Source organism: Roseibium algicola (assembly GCF_001999245.1).
GTDB classification, from domain to species: domain Bacteria; phylum Pseudomonadota; class Alphaproteobacteria; order Rhizobiales; family Stappiaceae; genus Roseibium; species Roseibium algicola.
In genome coordinates, this window is record NZ_CP019631.1 from 154,805 (window position 1) to 171,036 (window position 16,232).

The window sequence follows — 16,232 nt, forward strand, 5'->3', positions numbered from 1 at the left end:
TATGGTTGCAGGGCAGCGGGTTTCACTGCAAATTCGATGAACCAGCTGAAATCATCGATGAAATTGTGGGCCGTGCCGCAGGAGCGGTCCTATATTGAAAGTTACCTTTCCAGTACGAGATTGCTTGTATCATGCTTTTAGATGAAGCCGTTCCGGCGACGACACGCAGGACTGTCTCCACTCCAGAAGAAGACGTCCGCGTGCACGCCGTCAGTAAGTCTCATCACGAGGAGCGCCTGCAGCCAGAGACCGAGCATCTCTTCTGGAAACTTCAGATCGGCGGCTGGTTGTTCATAGCCGTTTATGGCTTTTTCGCCCGGGTGGTGACGTTCTCCGACTTCCGGCTTGCGTTCACGTTGACCCTTTCGATGGACCTGGTCGGCTTTCTGCTGACGAGCGCTGCCCATCACTATGTTCTCCGGAACGTCCAGCGGCTGATCACGATTCCGGTGTTCCTGGGGGCGGCGGCGTTTTCGCTCGCGTGCGGCACCTTGCAGATGTATCTAGCCTGGTTTCTGCGCGACCTGCTTTTTCCTGAAGCTCTGCCCTTCAACACGCCTCTGACGCCGGTCGTTTATTACACTTCGGTTCTGCTGGGCTGGATGCTGGCCTATTTTTGCCTGAGGTCCGATTACGAGGCGCGGATCGCGCGGTTGCGGCGCAGCGAGGCGCTTGCGGAGGCCATGCGTTCCGAACTGGAACAGCTGCGGCTGCAACTGGCGCCTCACTTCCTGTTCAATGCGCTCAATTCCGTCGCTTCGGAAATTCACGAACGGCCCGACACCGCGCTTGAAATGGTGAGGGAAATTGCAGGTTACCTGCGCTATTGCCTGAACCAGCAGCGCCGGGACCTCTGTCCGCTGTCGGAAGAAGTGGAGGCGATGAACGCTTATCTGCGCATCCAGGAAATCCGGTTTGAAGACAAGCTTCAATGCACCGTCAGCGTCGACGAAACCGTCAGGGACATGATCGTTCCCCACATGATTCTGCAGGGGCTCGTGGAAAATGCGGTCAAGCACGGGTTAAAGCATCAGTCGAACCGTATCGACATTCACGTTTCTGTCAGCCGTCTCGGCAAGGAAGAGGTCGAGGTTTCGGTCACTAACTCAGGGAAAATTTCGGAAACGGACCCGACACGGAAATCGATCGGTCATGCCAACCTCAGAAAACGCCTGCAGCTCTACTATCCGGAAATGCACGAGTTCAGCCTGCGTGAGGGACAAGGCATGGTCGTTGCACGCATCTTGCTTAAAGGTCCGGCATGCTCCGTGTAGTTCTGGTTGACGACGAGCCTTCCGCCAGGCGCGGCCTCAGGCGAATGCTTGCCGGATTTCCCGACATTGCTGTGAGTGGTGAAGCGGGGGACCTCGAGTCTGCCCGGCAAGTGATGCATGAGGTCCGCCCGGATGCGATTTTCCTTGATGTGGAACTGACCAACGGCAAGGGTCTTGACCTTGCAACGGACCTGCCGCCCGAAACCTTCGTGATCGTCGTCAGTGCATACGATCTATACGCGATCGACGCCTTTGATGTAGCCGCACTCGATTTCCTTGTGAAACCGGTCAAGCCGGAGCGGCTGGAAACAGCGATTGGTCGTCTGCGAGAAAGACTGCCGCCGGTCCCGTCCACTCCGGATAACAATGTGTCCCCAACCTTGGTCACAGCGCAGGGTCGTCTTCAATTCAAGACCAGTTCAGCGTCGATCCTGGTGTCCCACGATGCAGTTGCCTTTCTGCGGGCCGAAGGGGACTATACCCGCGTCTATCTGGAAAACGGTCAGCAACACCTCGCCAATGGCCTCCTGCGCGTTTTCGAAACCAGGCTTCCAGCACCGCCTTTTCACCGGCTGGATCGTTCCACTATCGTGAACTGCGCACAGATCCAGCGCGTCAATTGGCACGCTAGCGGACGCAGCAGCATTCATTTCTCGAATGGGAGCAATGTCGTTGAGATTGGGCGCCCTGCATCAAAGAGATTGCGCTCCATTTTGCAGCTGAGCGGAGGCTGAAAACCGGCGATTGGCGTCCTGGCTCTGGTCGCTGTTGCCAATCTTGGAACGTCCGACAAGGAACGCCAAGCAGTTCAGGAACCTTTCCGAAGCAATATGACGGTTCCTGCCGGATCGCATGTCCAATGGCCGGTGACATCTGTCAGCGGCTCCAGTTCATCGCGTTTGGGAGATCCCAATGCTGCCAGGGCATTCGTGGGATCCTCATCGAACAGTTCTATCCAGACGTCCGTCTGGCTTTGATGCGGCACGCGGTCGATCCACAATGTCATGGGGCCGAACGAGAAGCCGGTGCTGTCCTTCAGTTCACGCGTCACCTTCAGCCCGATCTTGTCCCGGTAGAAGGCTACGGTTTCGTCCCACCGATACAGCGGCACCTTGATCGCGATGTTCTTGCCCGGTTCCATTTCCAATTCCCTTTCGATGCGTGTTGCCTATTTGTAAAATCCGTCGCGTAGCCTGATGCCGTTTTCGAGCCAGACCTTCATGGCGCAGAGCATACCCGTCCAGCCTTCGCAGTTGCCGAGACAGGACTTCAGACCCGTTTCGGTTCCGGGCCAGCCAAATTCGTTGATGCGGACATAGGTGCGCCCGTCTTCCAGCTCCTGAAACGTGATGGTCACGGTCGTCCAGGTGCGGGCGTCATCTCCTGCCTCCCACTGCAGAACGACTTTTTCGTTCGGCACCACCTCCTGCACCAGAACAGGAAATGCACCGGGAAAGTCATGAAAGTCCCAGGTCACCTCCGCACCCGCTTCAATGCGGCCTTGGGCTCCTCCGGTCGTGAAGAATTCCGAAAGCTGTGCCGGGTCGACGACAGCCTCAAACACCTCCGCGACGGGTTTAGAAATCCTCCCGCCGACTGTGAATTTCAGTTCCATGGCCCTGTTCCTTGTTGCCTTGCGAGCTATTATGTTATAAAAATATAACATGTCAACAGATGATCAGGATGACGCGCTTTTCAAGGCGCTTGGCCACAGGGCGCGCAGGTACATGCTTGACCTTTTGAAGAAGGGTCCGTTAACCACAGGCCATCTTTGCGAGGCGCTGCCGAAGATAGACCGCTGCACGGTCATGCAGCATCTGAAGGTTCTGGAAAAAGCCGGGCTGGTGGTGGTCGAGCGGCGTGGGCGGGAGCGGTGGAACCACCTGGATGCACTGCCAATTCAAGCAGTTCACGAGCGCTGGATCGGTCCCTACGCTGCTTATGCAGCCAGCATGCTGGGCGCTCTCAAGAAGAGCGTTGAAAAGAGTGGGGAAACTGAGGTGCCAGCAGAAGCTGAAAGCGACGACGCCTCACATTCCTGAAGATTGTGGAAGTGGCGTTTGGAGCAGAGCGTTTGCGCCGGATGTTCTCATGCAAGCGTGAGCTCCTGCCGGTGGGGCAATCATCCGCAGCCGGGCGCGCCTTGCATCCAGGTATCTTCCGCGCTTCTAGACAAACAGCAGATCCTGGTTTCGGGATGGCATTGGTCCATCCCGAACAATTCGATTTTGGTATCGATGAGGTATAGCGGGAACGCTCTTCCGAGCGCCTGAATCCAGTAATCAATTTCCAGAGAATTTAGATCGTTACATGACTTGCAATAACTGGAGAGTGAGTACCCTTTTTCCTGCAAGTCTTCGAGCGTTGTGCAGCTGCTTGTTTCCAATGGCTCAAGAATTCTTATGTTTAAAGACATTTTTGGCACACCGTTTTTATTGTCGTAAGCAGCTTCAAGGGCGGTGTTCTTGGTTTTGGGCGATGGGAGCACTTGAAACTTGCATCTTTTTTACCGGTGATTGGGAACGTTCTCAATTCGTGGGAGTACTTAAGTATTATTTGAAAGGGGTGTGGCCCTCCCAGGGTTCGGGCAACCGGAAATCATGGCACGATTTTTACGTATTTAGTCCTGGAACCCGATTGCTTCCCAGACAGGGTTTCCGCCACATCTGCGGGTCGACATTGAACGCGGAACTTCAAATGCCCCCAGTTTCAAAACAGGCCTTCGTTGCCAAACGCCCTTACAGAATTGCCGCGCGATTGCTGCGAGCCGGGCAATGATGGTTCGGACCGCGCGGTTGGAGGATACCCCGCAACTTCTCCGGTTGATCCGAGATCATGCGCAGTATGAGGGCGGGAGAGCCACTATCGACAAGTGCGTGTTGAAACGACTGCTTCAGGTCGAGGAGCCACCGGTTCGGATCCTTGTCGCTGAATCAGATCAGATCGCTGGGTATGCCGCGTTGACGACGGACTATTCGCTCTGGTCCGGAGCGCGCTACGGGCATCTCGACTGCCTTTTCGTTGCGAAGGAATATCGCGGCAGGGGCGTCGGCCAGATACTGTTCCTGAAGGTGCGTGAAGAAGCGCATTCTGCCGGGTGCGTTCGGCTTGAATGGCAGACGCCGGACTGGAACCGTCAGGCAACTGAGTTCTACAGAAGAAACGGCGCTGAATCTTTGTCGAAAACCCGCTTTGTCCTGCAGCTTGACGCAGGGTAGAGAGGGGTAGAACTGACAGCGTGGTCGTACTGGATTAAATCTTCACGAGTGCAGAACTTTTTCGATTAAATAGACCCGGTTTAGAAATGCGGATTCAGGCTTTTTTCAGCTTTGACGTGCTCAATACTTGAGTGCAAGTTGGCGCTAATGACGAAGACGCAGCATGTCTACAGAAGTCAACATTCTTATTCGGTCCATGCGTCAGCTGGTTCCCAATCCGGAAACAAGCGCGATCCTGACTGCGATGGGTGTTTCCTACTGGGCTTACGATCCGGTTGCGGAAGAGTTGTGCTGGCAAAGGTCGGATCCGACCTCTGTCAGAGGTTATCGCCTCGCAAAGCTGTCCATTCAAAGGGCGCTTCAATACTACATCCAGCGTGACAGAACCCGCTTCCTCAAGGTGATTTCCAATGCGGTGGAACACGGTCTGTCGCAGACCACTCGTGTCACCATGAAAACGGATGGCGGTCACAAGTCCTACGACCTGGTGGCTTCTCGCATTTCCGGCAAACCGGCGTTTCTGATCATAGGGCTGATGAAGGAGTGTGCGCCGGAAGCGCCGGTCAACGCGGAATTGCCGGACATTCTGCAAAACCTGTCCAACGTCTTTATCTCGAACGCCAGTGCTGTCCTCATTACGGACAACAAGGGGGTGGTTCAGTCGGCCAATCGCCAGTTTCTGAAGCTGTTCGGCATAAGTAACGCCAAACAGGTCGTTGGCCGGGATGCAAGAACGATCCCCAATTACATAGGCAAGAAGCTCGCTGGCTCATTTGCCGAGATGTTGCGAAGCCGCCTTGCGTCCAAGGGAACGCTCAAGCTGCCTCAGACAGTAGGCGATCCTGTTGAAGTTCTTTACGATCTGCATCCGATGGCACTCGATGATCCGAACGGCGGTATCATCTTTGCAGGGGAACTTGCTGCCAATTCAGTGGAAATATCTGCCAATGAAGTTCTGGATGCGGTTCCAACCCCAATTCTGGTTGCCGATCTGGATACTCGCCGCATCAAATACGCCAACAAGGCCGGGCGCGGCGAGTTGGGCTTGTCCGCAAAACAAATAGGAACCGAACGACTATCCAACACGCTCATGAGCGCGAATGACGTTCGTGATCTGACCCTTGTTCTCGACAAGGTCGGCTGGGACGCTGGCCGTGTGTGGCAGGTTCAAAGTCACATCGGACTCAAGCGGCACTACCGCATTCGCACCTGCTTCATCGGCAAACAGTCTTCGCGGCAGATCGTGCTCGAATTTCTGCCTGTCCGGCTTGAAAAGGACAAACCCGGCAACGAAAAAGCCCAGAATTTCTTTTCGCGCCTGCTCGACATGAGCTTCAACTGATCCTGCCATCACCGTAGGTCTCTGGAGGCCCGCCAACGCAGACCTCCAGGCTTTTGAGTTTCATGCCGTCAGATCGTGACGGTCATTTCCTCCATGACGGATCCATAGCCACCCGCCATAAGGCCGGTAATCCTGCCATCTTCAAGGTCAAGATCCACGGTGATGACACTGGGGGAAGCCGGGGTCATGAAGTGGCCCTGTTCAATGACGAACCGTGATTTCCTTTCGTGAAGCAGGTCGTGCAGCACACAGGCGAGGGGGCCAGCCGCCATGCCAGTGGCGGATTCCTCGTCAATTGCATAGCGCGGTGCGAACATGCGGGTGGTGGCATCGGCCTGCGTGGCACTTCGATCGGTCGTGAAAACGTAGTAGCCGATCAGGTCCAGCTTGTTGCTGATGTCATTGATCCTCGACTGGTCCGGTACGATCTGCTTCAAGACTTCTGCATCGCGTACAGCGACGACGATGAAACTGTTGCCTGTGTTCACGAGGACAGGGCGCAGGCGCTCATCCAGCTGGTCTGCCTTCAGACCGAGCGAAGCCAGCACGTCGGCTTCGCTGACACCGCGCTCGGCCCAGGCTGGGCTCCGTTCATAAGTCGGGGCAAGCTGTTCCATGTATGCCGCACCGTTCTTGATGACGATCTTGCGCGGACCATCGACGGTTTCCTTTGAAGTGGCCCCCTCCCGAACCCGGCCCAGTTCTGCCATGTAGCTGAAGGTCGCTATCGTTGCATGGCCACAATGGGCTATCCGCCTGTTTGGCGTGAAGAAGTCCAGCTTGAACCCTTCTTTCGCTGATTTAGACACGAAGGCTGTCTCTGACAGCCCAATCTTTCCTGCAACGGTCAACATGTCTGCGTCCGACAAGCCGTCGGCATCAAGGATGACGCCGGCCGGATTTCCGCCAACGGCTTCCGAACCGTTCCGGCGCGTAACGAACCCGTTCACAATGCGAGCGACAATTACTCTCGTTTCATTCATTTCATGCACCTCTCAATCATTGACTGGACACAAGAATGATGTCGTCTTATTGCTCATTCAACGCCTGAATACATGAGTGAATTTCATGAATGAGCGAGACGAACTGCAAAGCCGTCTTTTGCTGAACGCACAGCTGCTGCACGCTATTGCAGAAGAAGGGAACTTCTCCCGGGCAGCCGTCGCGGTCGGGCTGGAGCAGTCGGCGGTCAGCCATCGCATCAAGTCTCTGGAGGCTGCGCTCGGCATTCGGCTTTTCGAGCGAACAACCCGGCGCATCGTCCCGACGGAAGCGGGACGGATCGTTTGTGATGCCGCGCAGCGCTGTCAGGAGATCTGGGGCAGTGCGCTGTCGCGGATAGCGGATGCGAAGACGTCCAGGACCATACGTCTGTCCGTGTCGTCCTCTGTTGCCATGAAATGGATCGTTCCGGCGCTGCAGCGCGCGCAGGAGGCCGGTCTTGACCTTGTGGTCGATGTTGAAGACAGGCTTGTCGACCTTCACACCGGTGAGGCCCAGGCGGCGATCCGCTACGGGACCGGCCCTTATCCGGGGTTCCACGCCGAAGCACTCATGACTGCGCAACTTGTGCCCGTTGCGCGGCCTGGCTTGTTGAAGGGTCAAATGGTTCCCGGCAAGGCAGCACCGGCCTTGCTTGCAGACAGGTCCGGCGGGACGGACGGAACGGGCTTCAGCTGGACCGACTATTTCAAGGGCCGCAACTGGCCCGAGCCACCTTCAAGACCAGTGGCTTCCTTTGCCAGAGCCGACCTCGCGATCCAGGCCGCCATCAGTGGCATGGGTGTAGCGCTCGGCAGGACACTACTGATCGAAAACGACATCGAGGCAGGGTTTCTGGAAGTCGTCGGCGACCCCGTTGCTTCCAAGGCAAAATACTGGCTGGTGACGACGGCTGCCTACGCAGACACGGAGGGATATCGCGATCTGCGGGTCTGGATCGGCACTGAAATCGAGATCGCACGCGACCAGAACCGAAGGCTGATTTCCCAGGCTTGAACGGTATTTGGTTCCGTACGTCGCCTTTCAAGCGTCACCAGACGCCTTGAGCCATTGCATCGCAAGGACAAGTTTGTCCTGGTCGGAAAGACCAAGATACTCGAGGTTCGACCAGGTCAGGAAACGCAGGGCTAAATTATCCAGAACATGATTGCAGTGGCGAAGGCCGCTTTGTTGACTGCTCGTGGCTGATCGATCAAACGGATGGCCTGCTGCTTCACGCAGAGGCCATCACGTTACTGGTGCGCTGATTCACGCCCTCCACCAACCTCGAAAGATCCACTGGACCCATGACTGACAAGACCTGCCAGATCAGGCCATTGGCGCCAGGCGACGGTGATGCCCTTGCCGCCATCTATCAAGGTGCGGTCGATCAGATTGCCAGGGCCGACTACTCAGAAATCCAGCGGTCTGCCTGGCTCTCCATTGCACCGACAGGTGATGTCATGGAAACCGCCTATGGGGATGGAAGGCTCGCGCTTGTGGCGGTAGATCACGAAGCGCGGGTCATCGGATTTTCCGACCTCGAAGAGGATGGTCATATCCAGTTCCTCTACGTTGATCCAGGTGCGGCTGGCCGTGGTGTTGGTTCAAGCCTGATCAGGGCGCTTGAAGGCGCGGCGAGGCAACGGGGTCTGGGTCGCCTTTATTCGGAGGCAAGCGAGACGGCACTGCCGGTATTTTTAAAGCAGGGCTTTGAACGTCGGCATCGCCGCGACCTGAAGATCGGCGATGTCGACATACATAATTACAGTGTCGAGAAGCGTCTTTGACGGATCTGGATGCCGGGTGGTTTGTGGCAATCGTGCCGAAGCGTCAACGGGCCTTTTCGATCTGCTCGGTATGGCTGTCCAGCCACTTCTGCAGGTCGCGCTCGGCGCTTTCCAGGCTTTCGGCGTTTATGGCACGCAGGTTAAGGGCGCGTGTAATGGCACGTGTCCGTTTGTTGATCGCAAAATCGGCGGGTACCGTTTCGAGATTGTCGACGCCCAGCTTGTCATACAGCGAGAGCAGGCGGTTCTGGACGGTGCGAAGCGACAGCCCTTGCCGAACGGCAATGACCTTGTCCGACAGGCCGAGAGCCATGTCCAGGAGAACGGCATATTCGCTGTCCGTAAGCGTGTCGTGTGTCCGGATGTGGCGCTGCTGAACCCGGTGGATTTCCTGGTCCACCACGATCTGGGATTCCAGAAAAACACCGCGCAGTGCCAGGTGAAGCCGCTCCTGAGTTGCCGTCTTCAGAACATATCCGTAGGAGGTTTCCTGGGGCACGATCCGGGCTATGCCGCGCAGGTACGCCTCGTCCGAATAGTTCGACCAGAACAGGATGCGGGTCTGGGGGCGTTCGCGCCAGATCGTCCGGGCGGCGTCGATGCCGTTGCGTTCCTTCATTTGAAGATCCATCACCACCGACTGAATGGAATGCCTGCGTGCCAACTGCTCGCCCTCCAGGCCGTTGGTCGCATGGAGGATATCCTCGACATCCGGCAAGGCCAGCTGCAGGGCTTCGCTCAGATACCCGGCATGGAATTGATCGTCTTCTACCAGAAGCACCTTCATGCCAGCTCTTCCTCACCCGTGTGTGGTGCGGTTTCCTGGCACGGGGCGCAGGTCATCGGCAATTTCACCGTGATGGTCGTGCCTTCCTTGCTCGACATGCCGAAGTCCGCGGCAATCAACCTTGCCCGTGTGCGCATATGGGCAATGCCTCCTGTTGCCTTGCTGGTGTGCCGGCCGAGACGGGAACCGGGAAGCCCCTTGCCATTGTCCCTGATTGTCATTTGCAGGCCTGATTTCACACGCTTCACGGAGACACTTATCTGGTCGGCTCCGGAGTGACGAGCGGCATTGTTGATGGCTTCCTGGGCAATGCGAAACAGGGCAATCCGGATGGTGGGATCCAGGGTATCGATCAATCCGTCCGTCTCGTCCGCAGCTTCAAGGAAGGTGGACGAAACGTCCTCCACCGCGCGCTCCAGATGTATCCGCAAGGCATGTGCAAAGCCGAACAGGTCCAGGATCGTTGGTACGGCAGTATCGATGATCCGGCGAAGGTCGCCGATGCAGTGCTGTATGCTGCCGATCACCCGGGCTTTGTCGGAGGCCGTATCCATCTTCTCGACATCGCGCATGATCCGGGTCAGATCGGCAAGGGTCTGGTCATGCAGATCCATGCCGATGCGCTGGCGTTCCTGTTCCAGAACCCGCGTCAGTTCCAGTGCGCCTTGCCGCAGGCCTTCTTCGCGAGCCTGGGCTTCCGCGCGGACGACGGCTGCGCGCTTGGCCTTTTCGTTCGCGCGAAGGGAATAGAAATAGGGGGCAAGCACATCGGCAATCTGCCTGACGCGCACAACTGTTGCCTCGTCGTAGATGTCCGCTGTGCAGGAGGAGCAGTTCAGCGCGCCGATGGTGCGGCCAAGCACCTTCATGGCGACATTCACCCGGCTGCGCAGCTTGTGCTTGATGATCGGTTGGGCCAGCGCACCCTCATAGGTGTAGCGCTCGTCTTCCATGGCGTTGCCGGTGAGCATGTAATCCGTCTCCCCGAGCAGGATGCTGCGAACGGGTGAGATGGCGACAAGCGTGCGTGACAGGCTCCAGCGCGTCTTCATGCCGACTTCGTAACTGGTGTTCCAGGTGTTCTTGTCGTCCACCAGGCAGACGTCCAGGTGATCGATCGGAAGCAGGTTCTCGATCTCGGCCTTCACCGATCTCAGGGCAGCCCGGATTTCGACCTGGCCCGCAAGATGACTGGAAATGCGCAAGAGAGAGACGAGAGCCGTCGGCTCCGACACCTCCTGGTTTTCATTGGCTTCCTGTCGCATGGCAACAACAAGCTCCTCCCGTTTATTGCATGCCAGTGTGCGGTACAGGGCTTGCGTCGGCAACCCATCTGTTGCGCGCTCAAGTGCATCATGGTTGCGGGAACCCGCAACCATGATGCGTTTCTTCCGCTTTACGCATTTCCTTAACGTCAGCAATCTGAGTGCGGGATGCGTTGGGAGAACTGTGTCCCGTTATCAAAGACGCCTGCTGGCGTCAGGGAGGAAACATGAACACCAAAGCCAAGCTCTTGGGGGCGGTCGCACTTGTTGCGGTCACCCTGCCGGGTCACGCTGTAGCGGACACCGCGGATAAACGTATTGCCCTTTCCAATAATTATGCCGGCAATTCATGGCGTCAGGCCATGCTTGAAAGCTGGGCCAAGGTCGGTGACAAGGCTGTTGAAGACGGTTTGGTCGCCTCGGCCGATGCATTCACCACGTCCGAGAACCAGGCAACCGAACAGGCTGCCCAGATTCAGAACATGATCCTGCAGGGCTACGACGCGATTGTGGTCAACGCAGCTTCGCCAACCGCCCTCAACGGCGCGATCAAGGAAGCCTGCGACGCCGGCATCACGGTCGTCTCGTTCGACGGTATCGTCACCGAGCCCTGCGCATGGCGCATTGCGGTTGATTTCAAGGAAATGGGCCGTCAGCAGGTCGAGTATCTCGCCGGACGCCTGCCGGATGGCGGCAACCTTCTTGAAATTCGCGGTCTGGCCGGGGTTTTCGTGGACGATGAAATCCACGCAGGTATCAAGCAGGGCGTTACGGAATTCCCGAAATTCAAGATCGTCGGATCGGTCCACGGCGACTGGGCGCAGGACGTTGCCCAGAAGGCGGTCGCAGGCGTCTTGCCGAGCTTGCCGGAGATTGTCGGGGTCGTCACCCAGGGCGGCGATGGCTACGGGGCAGCGCAGGCGATCAAGGCGGCCGGCCGCGATATGCCGATCATCGTGATGGGCAACCGCCAGGACGAAATGAAATGGTGGGCCGAAGCGCGTGACGAAAACGGCTACGAGACCCTGTCTCTTTCCATTGCCCCGGGTGTTGGCACGCTTGCCTTCTGGGTCGCCCAGCAGGTGCTAGATGGTGCCGAAGTGCCCAAGGATCTCACGGTCCCTTTCCTGAAAGTCACCCAGGAGACGCTTGACGAGACGCTTGCCGCAACACCTGCCGGTTCGGTGGCGAACGTCGAATACAGTCAGGAAGACGCCAAGTCCGTCATTTCAGCTGCCAACTAAGGGAGAGACGGAATTGGAAGTGGCAACTGGCGCCGGCAGGCCGAAGCCGGATGTCCCGTTGGTTGCCCTTTCGGGCGCGTGCGTTCACTTCGGTGCAGTGCGCGCGCTCGACGGGGTCAGTCTGACCGTCAGTCCCGGCGAATGTGTCGGTCTGATGGGTCACAACGGTGCGGGCAAATCGACAGCCGTCAACGTGATCAACGGCGGACTAACGCCAACGGACGGACAAGTCCGTTACGGGCATGAGGACGGCAGAAAAGGAACGGGGGCGGCACGTGCGCGTGCCTGTGGTATCCGCAGTGTTTTCCAGGAACTCTCCTTATGCCCTAACCTGTCCGTACTGGAAAATCTGAGGGTTCCACATCGTGATCTGACAGGGTTTGGCTGGCGCAAATCGGCTGCCGGGCGGATTGCCGGTGCTCTCGACGAAATCTTTCCCGGACACAGGATCGAACCGGGCATGATCGTCGGCGACCTCACCCTGGCGGAACGTCAGATGGTCGAGATCGCTGCCGGATTTGCAGGCGGCCCTACACCGCCGCGTCTCGTCATCCTTGACGAGCCGACATCGTCCCTTGATGCCTCGATCGCCCGGCAACTGCTCGAACATGTCCGCCGTTTCTGCGCCGAGGGCGGTGCGGTCATTTTCATTTCGCACATGCTGGGCGAGGTTTTCGAAGTCGCTTCACGGATCGACGTGATGAAGGACGGCAAGATCATCGCCAGCAGACCGGCGTCCGAATTTACCCAGCAGGGCCTGATTGATGCCATGGGACATGTGGCAAACGAGAAGGCCGTCGCCCGGGCGGCGGTCGAAAGCAGCCAGCGCATCGGCGAAGAAGTGCTGAAGACGCCGGAAGGGCTCAGTGCCCGCAAAGGGGAAATCGTTGGCCTGGCGGGTCTTGCCGGGCATGGGCAGGCAGAAGCTTTGGCCCGGTTCTTCATGTCCCGGTCGGGGAAACTCACGCGGGTGAAGGATCCTGAAGCGGCCTTCGTTGCCGGTGACCGCGGCCGGGACGGGGTCATGCCGCTCTGGTCGATCCTTCGAAATCTCACGCTGACACACCTGCCAAGCCTGACCCGGCGAGGGTTGGTCGACAGGATTGCTGAACAGGCGCTGGGCGCAGACTGGAAGAAACGCATCGGTATTCGGACCGACAATCTGGGCAATCTCATCCTGTCCCTGTCCGGTGGCAATCAGCAGAAAGTTCTTTTCGCCCGCGCACTGGCCTCATCCGCCCCGATCGTGGTGATGGACGACCCGATGCGCGGTGTCGATGTCGGCACCAAACAGGAAGCTTACGACATGATCCGAACGGAAGCCGCCAACGGGCGCACCTTCCTGTGGTACTCGACGGAAACGGATGAAGTCTGCCAGTGTGACCGGGTGTTTGTGTTCCGGAACGGGCAGATATCTGCGGAGTTGACCGGGGACGGCATCACGGAAGAAAACATTCTGGCCGCATCCTTCCAGATGCAGGGGGGCGGCGCATGAACGGAAAGTACCGCATTCTGCTTCCGGTCCTGTCCCTGACTGTGCTGCTGGCGGCCGTCTTTTACCTTCAACCCCGGGCAATGAGCTACTTCGGCCTGAACCTGCTCTTCAATCTCGCGGTGCCGATCGCATTGGCAACCATCGCGCAGATGATGATCATCATGGTCAACGACATCGACCTGTCGGTCGGGACGTTCGTCAGCTTCGTCGCCTGTGTTACGGCAACCTTCCTAAACGATGCGCCGCTTGTCGGTGCGGCTATCCTGCTGGCATCGATCCTCGCGTATGCGGCCATCGGCGCGCTCATTCACATTCGCCAGCTTCCGGCGATTGTGGTCACGCTCGGCATGTCATTCGTCTGGGGAGGCCTGGCGGTTCTGCTGCTGCCATCGCCGGGTGGTGCGGCGCCGACATGGATCCGGACGGTGATGACCGTCAAGCCTCCGCTGGTGCCGATGGCGGTGGTGGCCTGCATCCTCATCGCCGGTCTGACGCACCTTTTGATCATGCGGTCTTCGACAGGCACGCTGTTGCGCGCAGTCGGCGGCAACGCCCAGGCGGTCGCCCGCTCCGGCTGGTCGGTCACGCAACTGAAGGCGGGCGCCTATGCGCTTGCCGGCTTCTTCGGTGTCCTGGCCGGTATCTGCCTCGTCGGACTGACAACGTCGGCCGATGCCAATATCGCGCTGCGCTACACGTTGCTCTCCATCGCCGGAGTGATCCTGGGGGGAGGAGAGTTCACCGGTGGCCGGGTCTCGCCTGTCGGTGCGGTTCTCGGTGCGTTGACACTCGCGCTCGCCGGAAGCTTCCTCTCGTTCATGCGCCTGTCGCCGGACTGGCAGATCGGCGCCCAGGGCGCGATCCTCATCCTTGTGCTTGCGGTGCGGCTGATCTTTTCGCGCCGCAGCCGGAAATGGAAGGGAGCCGAAAATGGATAACTCCCGTCTTTCGACAGTTCTCGCCATCCCCAGAAGACCCTGGTTCTGGGCATTCGCGGCCAGTGCCCTTGCCTATTTCGCAACCCTTTCGCTGACGGAAGGACGCGGTGGAGGGGAGCTTCTTTCCGCAGCGCTGACCTTTGCCTCCTTCTCGGCCATTGTCGGGCTGGGTCAGATGTTCGTCATTACGCTAGGGCCGGGCAATGTCGATCTGTCGATCCCTGCGACCATGACGCTGGCTGGCACGCTGTCGCTCAAGTTCATGGATGGCGCGGCAAATCTCATCTTGCCGGGGCTCGCCGTTGCCTTTGCCGTCGGTATCGGCGCGGGCACATTCAATTACCTGCTGATCCGGCTTTTGCGGATCCCGCCAATCATTGCGACCCTTTCAGCGTCTTTCCTTTATCAGTCGCTGGCGATCTGGTGGAACCGCGGCCTCAGGATCAAGCCGCCCGAGGCGCTCGCGGATTTTTCGACCGGTGCCATCGCAGGCCTGCCGAACCTGACGATCATCGGCGTGCTGATTGCGCTGTTGAGCTGGGTGGTTCTGGAACACTCGATCTTCGGACGCTGGGTGTCCGCCTTCGGGCAGAACACGCGCGCGGCCCGACTAAGCGGGATCCCGGTGGAGACGGTCCGCGCGGTCACCTATATCGCGTCCGCCGTCCTGGCCGCGTTCACCGGATACCTTCTGGCGAGCTTTTCAGGAGGTGCCGCGCTGAACATGGGCACGGAATATCTCCTGATTTCCATCGCCGTCGTTGTGATCGGAGGCTGCTCGATCGCAGGCGGCAATTCGAATGTTCCGGGCATCTGGGGTGGGGCGCTGCTGATGTTCCTGGTCGTCTCGATGTTGAATTCCTACGGCTTCGGCGCAGGCGTGCGCCTGATCATGACCGGCGCCATCATCATTGGCATCGTCGCTGCCGCATCCGGAAAGGGCAGACCCACATGAACAGTTTCTCTTCTCCCTATCAGATCGACGATCCCCGGTTCAGGAACCTGATCCAGAAGAATGCAAGGTTGCGCCAACTTGCGACCGGCTTTGAATGGACAGAAGGGCCCGTCTGGTTTGCCGATCACCAGCACCTGTTTTTTTCCGATATTCCCGCAAACCGGATGATGCGGCTGACACTCGATGGCCAGGTCAGCACCTACCGCCAGCCTTCGGATTATTCCAACGGCAACACCCGGGATCGTCAGGGCAGGCTGGTGTCCTGTCAGCACGGAACCCGTTCCGTTACCCGGACCGAGCTGGACGGCACCCGCACCGTGATTGCAGACAGCTACCAGGGAAAACGTCTCAATTCACCGAATGACGTGATCGTCCAGTCGACCGGTGCGATCTGGTTCTCCGATCCGACCTACGGCATCCTGAGCGATTATGAAGGCTACACGGCAGAGCCGGAGCAGGCGGCCCGCAATGTCTTCCGCGTTGATCCGGCGACTGGGGAGGTCGAGGCAATGATCACCGACTTCACCCAGCCGAACGGTCTGGCCTTTTCAGCGGACGAGAGCGTTCTCTACGTGGCGGAATCCGGCTCCAGTCATGATGCCGGGGTTCCCTCCGTCATCCGCTCCTTCAAACTGGACGACACCGGCAGGATCCTGTCGGACGATGTTTTTGCCACGGTTGACCGGGGCCTTCCCGATGGAATGCGGGTTGATATCGCCGGCAATCTTTGGAGTTCGGCGTCCGACGGCATCCACTGTTTCCACCCCGACGGGACCCGGCTCGGGAAGATCCTGGTGCCGGAAGTGGTCTCTAACCTGTGTTTCGGTGGCGTGCGCGGCAACCGGTTGCTGATCACCGCAACCACGTCGGTTTATGAGATTGCGGTCAACGCAAGATCGGCGATCTGACAAATCTGGCTTGTGAGGAAGCATTCTCGGCGATG

Annotated in this window: 17 protein-coding genes; 12 read left to right on the forward strand and 5 right to left on the reverse strand. The window is 58.3% G+C overall.

Annotated elements, in window-relative coordinates; translation table 11 throughout:
• The first annotated feature begins 131 nt into the window (after nucleotides 1-131).
• Together B0E33_RS28980 and B0E33_RS28985 are read left to right on the forward strand one after the other, a co-directional pair.
• Nucleotides 132-1,274, forward strand: coding sequence for a sensor histidine kinase (locus B0E33_RS28980; protein WP_077294078.1), 1,143 nt, complete (start codon nucleotides 132-134; stop codon nucleotides 1,272-1,274).
• Nucleotides 1,262-2,008 carry a LytR/AlgR family response regulator transcription factor gene (locus B0E33_RS28985; RefSeq protein ID WP_077294081.1) on the forward strand — a complete coding sequence of 249 codons (747 nt, stop codon included), beginning with the start codon at nucleotides 1,262-1,264 and terminating at the stop codon, nucleotides 2,006-2,008. Before B0E33_RS28980 ends, B0E33_RS28985 begins: the two co-directional genes overlap by 13 nt.
• A 74-nt stretch (nucleotides 2,009-2,082) precedes the next feature.
• On the opposite strand, the gene B0E33_RS28990 is transcribed toward B0E33_RS28985, so the two are convergent.
• Nucleotides 2,083-2,415 carry a VOC family protein gene (locus B0E33_RS28990; protein ID WP_023001524.1) on the reverse strand — a complete coding sequence of 111 codons (333 nt, stop codon included), beginning with the start codon at nucleotides 2,413-2,415 and terminating at the stop codon, nucleotides 2,083-2,085.
• Between the two features lie 27 nt (nucleotides 2,416-2,442).
• Nucleotides 2,443-2,889, reverse strand: a complete 447-nt coding sequence (locus B0E33_RS28995) for an SRPBCC family protein (RefSeq protein ID WP_055660716.1) — start codon at nucleotides 2,887-2,889, stop codon at nucleotides 2,443-2,445.
• A gap of 49 nt (nucleotides 2,890-2,938) precedes the next feature.
• Here B0E33_RS28995 and B0E33_RS29000 point away from each other — a divergent pair, with 49 nt between their 5' ends.
• The 3 genes from B0E33_RS29000 to B0E33_RS29010 all read left to right on the forward strand — a co-directional run bounded on the left by B0E33_RS29000 (nucleotide 2,939) and on the right by B0E33_RS29010 (nucleotide 5,834).
• Nucleotides 2,939-3,316, forward strand: coding sequence for an ArsR/SmtB family transcription factor (locus tag B0E33_RS29000; RefSeq protein WP_077294084.1), 378 nt, complete (start codon nucleotides 2,939-2,941; stop codon nucleotides 3,314-3,316).
• Between the two features lie 834 nt (nucleotides 3,317-4,150).
• Nucleotides 4,151-4,492 (forward strand): GNAT family N-acetyltransferase, encoded by a 342-nt coding sequence (locus B0E33_RS29005; RefSeq protein WP_167579699.1) that lies wholly within the window; start codon nucleotides 4,151-4,153, stop codon nucleotides 4,490-4,492.
• 163 nt (nucleotides 4,493-4,655) lie between these two features.
• Entirely contained in the window at nucleotides 4,656-5,834 is a 1,179-nt protein-coding gene (locus tag B0E33_RS29010; protein WP_077294090.1) for a PAS domain-containing protein, read from the forward strand.
• 68 nt (nucleotides 5,835-5,902) lie between these two features.
• Here B0E33_RS29010 and B0E33_RS29015 read toward each other — a convergent pair whose 3' ends face one another.
• Nucleotides 5,903-6,817, reverse strand: coding sequence for a PhzF family phenazine biosynthesis protein (locus B0E33_RS29015; RefSeq protein WP_077294093.1), 915 nt, complete (start codon nucleotides 6,815-6,817; stop codon nucleotides 5,903-5,905).
• Nucleotides 6,818-6,902: 85 nt separating this feature from the next.
• Here B0E33_RS29015 and B0E33_RS29020 point away from each other — a divergent pair, with 85 nt between their 5' ends.
• Nucleotides 6,903-7,832 carry a LysR family transcriptional regulator gene (locus tag B0E33_RS29020; RefSeq protein ID WP_156912567.1) on the forward strand — a complete coding sequence of 310 codons (930 nt, stop codon included), beginning with the start codon at nucleotides 6,903-6,905 and terminating at the stop codon, nucleotides 7,830-7,832.
• 290 nt (nucleotides 7,833-8,122) lie between these two features.
• Nucleotides 8,123-8,605, forward strand: a complete 483-nt coding sequence (locus B0E33_RS29025; RefSeq protein ID WP_077294099.1) for a GNAT family N-acetyltransferase — start codon at nucleotides 8,123-8,125, stop codon at nucleotides 8,603-8,605.
• Between the two features lie 43 nt (nucleotides 8,606-8,648).
• Here the strand turns inward: B0E33_RS29025 and B0E33_RS29030 are convergent, their stop codons facing one another.
• Both B0E33_RS29030 and B0E33_RS29035 read right to left on the reverse strand, forming a co-directional pair.
• The gene (locus tag B0E33_RS29030) at nucleotides 8,649-9,392 is read right to left on the reverse strand and encodes a response regulator transcription factor (RefSeq protein ID WP_055660733.1); all 744 of its coding nucleotides are present in this window, start codon (nucleotides 9,390-9,392) and stop codon (nucleotides 8,649-8,651) included.
• Nucleotides 9,389-10,771: a sensor histidine kinase gene (locus tag B0E33_RS29035; RefSeq protein ID WP_228148162.1), complete on the reverse strand. Its 1,383-nt coding sequence runs from the start codon at nucleotides 10,769-10,771 to the stop codon at nucleotides 9,389-9,391. The genes B0E33_RS29030 and B0E33_RS29035 overlap by 4 nt, the downstream gene beginning before the upstream one ends.
• Nucleotides 10,772-10,884: 113 nt before the next feature.
• Here B0E33_RS29035 and B0E33_RS29040 point away from each other — a divergent pair, with 113 nt between their 5' ends.
• From B0E33_RS29040 to B0E33_RS29060, 5 genes are read left to right on the forward strand one after another with little or no spacing between them, the layout of a single operon-like run.
• A complete protein-coding gene (locus B0E33_RS29040) occupies nucleotides 10,885-11,901 on the forward strand; it encodes an ABC transporter substrate-binding protein (RefSeq protein ID WP_077294105.1) in 1,017 nt (338 codons plus the stop codon).
• Nucleotides 11,902-11,914: 13 nt separating this feature from the next.
• Nucleotides 11,915-13,396, forward strand: coding sequence for a sugar ABC transporter ATP-binding protein (locus tag B0E33_RS29045; protein WP_228148163.1), 1,482 nt, complete (start codon nucleotides 11,915-11,917; stop codon nucleotides 13,394-13,396).
• Nucleotides 13,393-14,334, forward strand: coding sequence for an ABC transporter permease (locus tag B0E33_RS29050; RefSeq protein WP_077294108.1), 942 nt, complete (start codon nucleotides 13,393-13,395; stop codon nucleotides 14,332-14,334). Before B0E33_RS29045 ends, B0E33_RS29050 begins: the two co-directional genes overlap by 4 nt.
• Nucleotides 14,327-15,289 (forward strand): ABC transporter permease, encoded by a 963-nt coding sequence (locus tag B0E33_RS29055; protein ID WP_077294111.1) that lies wholly within the window; start codon nucleotides 14,327-14,329, stop codon nucleotides 15,287-15,289. Before B0E33_RS29050 ends, B0E33_RS29055 begins: the two co-directional genes overlap by 8 nt.
• Nucleotides 15,286-16,197: an SMP-30/gluconolactonase/LRE family protein gene (locus B0E33_RS29060; protein WP_077294114.1), complete on the forward strand. Its 912-nt coding sequence runs from the start codon at nucleotides 15,286-15,288 to the stop codon at nucleotides 16,195-16,197. Before B0E33_RS29055 ends, B0E33_RS29060 begins: the two co-directional genes overlap by 4 nt.
• Nucleotides 16,198-16,232: the final 35 nt, after the last annotated feature.